This is a genomic window from Streptomyces sp., assembly GCF_035563135.1.
Lineage (GTDB): Bacteria > Actinomycetota > Actinomycetes > Streptomycetales > Streptomycetaceae > Streptomyces.
This window is the reverse complement of the sequence record NZ_DATMVN010000276.1, coordinates 1-3,805: the sequence shown is the minus strand read 5'-3', so window position 1 is coordinate 3,805 and position 3,805 is coordinate 1. Positions and strand designations below refer to the sequence as shown.

The 3,805-nt window shown below is 71.5% G+C and carries 2 protein-coding genes; one reads left to right on the top strand and one right to left on the bottom strand.

Translation table 11 applies throughout. From position 1 onward, the window contains the following. Nucleotides 1-78 precede the first annotated feature (78 nt). Complete coding sequence (locus VN520_RS12085) at nucleotides 79-1,089, top strand: MarR family transcriptional regulator (protein ID WP_325746884.1); 1,011 nt, start codon at nucleotides 79-81, stop codon at nucleotides 1,087-1,089. Nucleotides 1,090-1,647: 558 nt separating this feature from the next. On the opposite strand, the gene glgB is transcribed toward VN520_RS12085, so the two are convergent. Further along, nucleotides 1,648-3,805 (bottom strand): 1,4-alpha-glucan branching enzyme (gene glgB, locus VN520_RS12080; RefSeq protein ID WP_325746883.1); only part of this gene is annotated, 2,158 nt, incomplete at its 5' end.

Below are 3,805 nucleotides of genomic sequence, written 5' to 3'. Positions count from 1 at the left end.
TGCCCTCAACGAAACGACCCCGGCGTGGTGTTAACAGCACCAACCGGGGTCTCACCCCAAGATCGAAGGACCGATCTCGTGGCTACCCAGCACCCTAACGCCGCCCCTTGCGCGCCCGCACCCTCGCGCCCGTACCGACAGGCCCGTACGGGTTACGGCAAGCGCTCCGTGCCGGGTCAACCCCCCTCCCAGGCATCCGACTTCGCCTTCCTCCCCGAGCGGGAGCGGTACGTCGCCGGGTACGTCGACCATCTCCCCGACGGTGCGGCGATGGACATCAAATCGCTGGCGAAGGACCTCCCCCTCTACGGGCAGATGGCCATCGGCACCGCGCTGCGCACGCTTGCGGTCGCCGGTCACCTCCGCCACGTACGCTGCCGCGTCGAAACGCTCGGCCAGAGCCGCTGGGTGACGCGCACCTACTGGTCCCGGACCGCCCACGACAACGAGTGGTGGGCCGACCACCTCGCGGGGGAGGCGACCGGAGGAGACGGCCCGCCCGTGCAGGAAGCGCCCGCACCGCCGCCGCCCCGGGGGCCCGCCGGGGAGCCGGTCTCCGTGCCGCAGCAGAGGCCGACGGCCGGCCCGGCCCCGGACGACGCCGCTCCCTCGCCCGCGTATGTCGCTCTGGCCCGGATCGGGCGCCTGGAGCCCCGGCTGGCCCTCTCCGCCGGGGACTGCGCCGCGCTGGAGCGGCTCGCCGCGGAGTGGTTCGCCCGGGGAGTGGACGCCGGCTACCTCACCCAGGCCCTGACCTCCGGCATCCCCGCCCGGATCGGCTCGCCCGTCGGTTTCGTACGCCGTCGGCTCACCGACAAGCTCCCGCCCCGGCTGCCCGCCGCCCCCGCCCCGGGACCGGTCGCCCCCGACGTACGTCCGCTGCTGGTGGAGTGCGCGGAGTGCGGCCGCCCCGGCCCGGCCGCCGCGCTCCCGGACGGCCTCTGCCGCCCCTGCCGCGTCACGGTGCAGGCGGGGGCCGGGGCTTCCACGGGAGCCGGGGCCTCCGAGGGGGCCACACCCGAACTGCCCGCCGGACGCGATGTGAAGGCGCTGGTGGGCAGTATGCGCAACCTGATGCGAGCGCCCTGAGGGTGCAGACTCAGTACAGGTCCTGGATCGCCTCATCGTTTTCCTGCGGCTCCTCCGAAAGGGAGCGGTACGCGCCGTATCACCACCGTTCCTTCGAGGCTTCAGAGGCGGGGCGTGCGGGCACGGACCGGGTGGTTCGCGCCCGCACGTGTTCTGATGAGCGCGAGTCGTACTGAGCAGTCCTCGTGGACCGTTCTTCTGGACGGCCTCGAACCGGACCGACAGGAAGAGGACGCTGTTGCCGGTGTCACCCGGCTCGATCGGGTTGCCGAACAGCGTGCCGATTCACTCGCTGCACGGCCGGTTCGGCGACGTGGGCGTCTACGGGCCCCACGTCCTGGATTCCACCGGCCTGACCGCTGGGACGACCGCCGACAGCATCCTGCAAGGCGTCATGACGGCTCCTGCCTCCTCGGTCCGAACGAATCGATCCACACCTGGGGTGGAGCGCCCCGCTGGTCCGCGCATGACCCGAAAGGGAGCGCGAGAAGGGGACGCACGGGCGCCGGGGAGGGGCGGTGCACCCGAGTCCCTGGTGCACCGCCCCTCCCGCGCAGGTCAGGCCGGCCGCAGCCAGACCGTCGCCAGTGGCGGGAGCGTCAGCGTGATGCTGGTGTCCCTGCCGTGCGCCGGGACCGCCTCCGGCTTCAGCGGCTCCGTGTTGCGCACGTCGCTGCCGCCGTAGCGGGCCGCGTCCGTGTTGATGACCTCCACCCAGGCCTCGGGGCCGTCCGGTACGCCGATGCGGTAGTCGCTCCGCACCACGGGGGAGAAGTGCGAGACGGCGATCAGCGGGGACCCGTCCGCGTCGTACCGTACGAACGCGAACGCGTTGTCCTCCGCGGCGCCGCCGTCGATCCAGCTGAAGCCCTCGGGGGACGTGTCGCGCTGCCAGAGCGCGGGCAGCGCGGTGTACACCGCGTTGAGGTCCGTGACCAGGTTCCGTACGCCCCGGTGGTCGCCGGAGGCCTCGTACGTCTCGTCGAGCAGCCACCAGTCCGGGCCGTGGCCCTCGGACCACTCGGCGCCCTGGGCGAACTCCTGACCCATGAACAGCAGTTGCTTGCCCGGGTGGGCCCACATGTAACCGAGGTACGCGCGGTGGTTCGCCCGCCGCTGCCACCAGTCGCCGGGCATCTTGCTGACCAGGGCCTGCTTGCCGTGCACCACCTCGTCGTGCGAGATCGGCAGCACGTAGTTCTCGCTGTACGCGTACACCATCGAGAACGTCATCTCGTTGTGGTGGTACTTGCGGTGGATGGGCTCCTTGGACATGTAGACCAGGGAGTCGTGCATCCAGCCCATGTTCCACTTCAGGCCGAAACCCAGGCCGCCGTGGTCCGTGGCGCGGGTGACGCCGTCCCAGGCGGTGGACTCCTCGGCCATCGTGACGACGCCGGGATTGCGCCGGTAGACCGTGGCGTTCATCTCCTGGAGGAAGGCGACCGCGTCCAGGTTCTCCCGGCCCCCGAATTCGTTCGGCGACCACTGGCCGTCCTCACGGGAGTAGTCGAGGTAGAGCATGGAGGCGACCGCGTCGACCCGCAGCCCGTCGATGTGGAACTCCTCGCACCAGTAAGTGGCGTTGGAGACGAGGAAGTTGCGGACCTCCTTGCGGCCGTAGTCGAACTCCAGGGTGCCCCAGTCCGGGTGCGCGGCCCGGTTCGGGTCCGAGTGCTCGTACAGCGGGCGGCCGTCGAATTCCGCGAGCGCCCAGTCGTCGCGGGGGAAGTGCGCCGGCACCCAGTCCATGAGGACGCCGATGCCCGCCGCGTGCAGCGCGTCGACCAGGAAACGGAAGTCGTCCGGCGTGCCCAGGCGCGAGGTCGGGGCGAAGAAGCCGGTGACCTGATAGCCCCAGGAACCGCCGAACGGATGCTCCGAGACCGGCATCAGCTCCACGTGTGTGAAGCCGAGTTCCCGCACGTAGGACGGGAGTTGCGCGGCCAGCTGGCGATAGGTGAGCCCCGGCCGCCAGGAGGGCAGGTGGATCTCGTAGACGGAGAACGGGGATGCGTGGACCGGGCGGTCGCCCCGGTGCGCCATCCAGTCGGCGTCCTGCCACGCGTGGTGCGAGGCCGTGACCACCGAGGCGGTGGCGGGCGGCACCTCCGTGTGGCGGGCCATCGGGTCGGCGCGCTGGGTGTGCGACCCGTCGGGCCGGCAGATGTCGTACTTGTAGACGGCGCCCTCGCCGACGCCGGGGAGGAACAGTTCCCAGACGCCGGTGGAGCCGAGCGAGCGCATGGGGAAGGCGGTGCCGTCCCAGTAGTTGAAGTCGCCCGCGACGCGGACCCCGCGGGCGTTCGGGGCCCAGACCGTGAAGCGGGTGCCGGCCACGCCCTGGTGTTCCATCGGCTGGGCCCCGAGCGCTTTCCAGAGCTCCTCATGCCGGCCCTCGCCGATCAGGTGCAGGTCGAGCTCGCCGATGGCGGGCAGGAAGCGGTACGGGTCGTCCACCTCGATCGTGTTGTCGTCGTAGGCGACCTGCAGGCGGTACCCGTCCTCGGGCACGGCGGGCAACGGCAGGACGCCCGAGAAGAAGCCGTCGCCGTCGCTCTGCAGTTCGGCCCGCTTGCCCCCGGCCAGCACGGTCACCGAGCGGGCGAAGGGGCGCAGCACCCGGAAGAGGACTCCGCCCGAGGCCGGATGCGCACCCAGGACACCGTGCGGATCGTGGTGCTCACCGGCGAGCAGCCGGCCCCGGTCCGCGTCG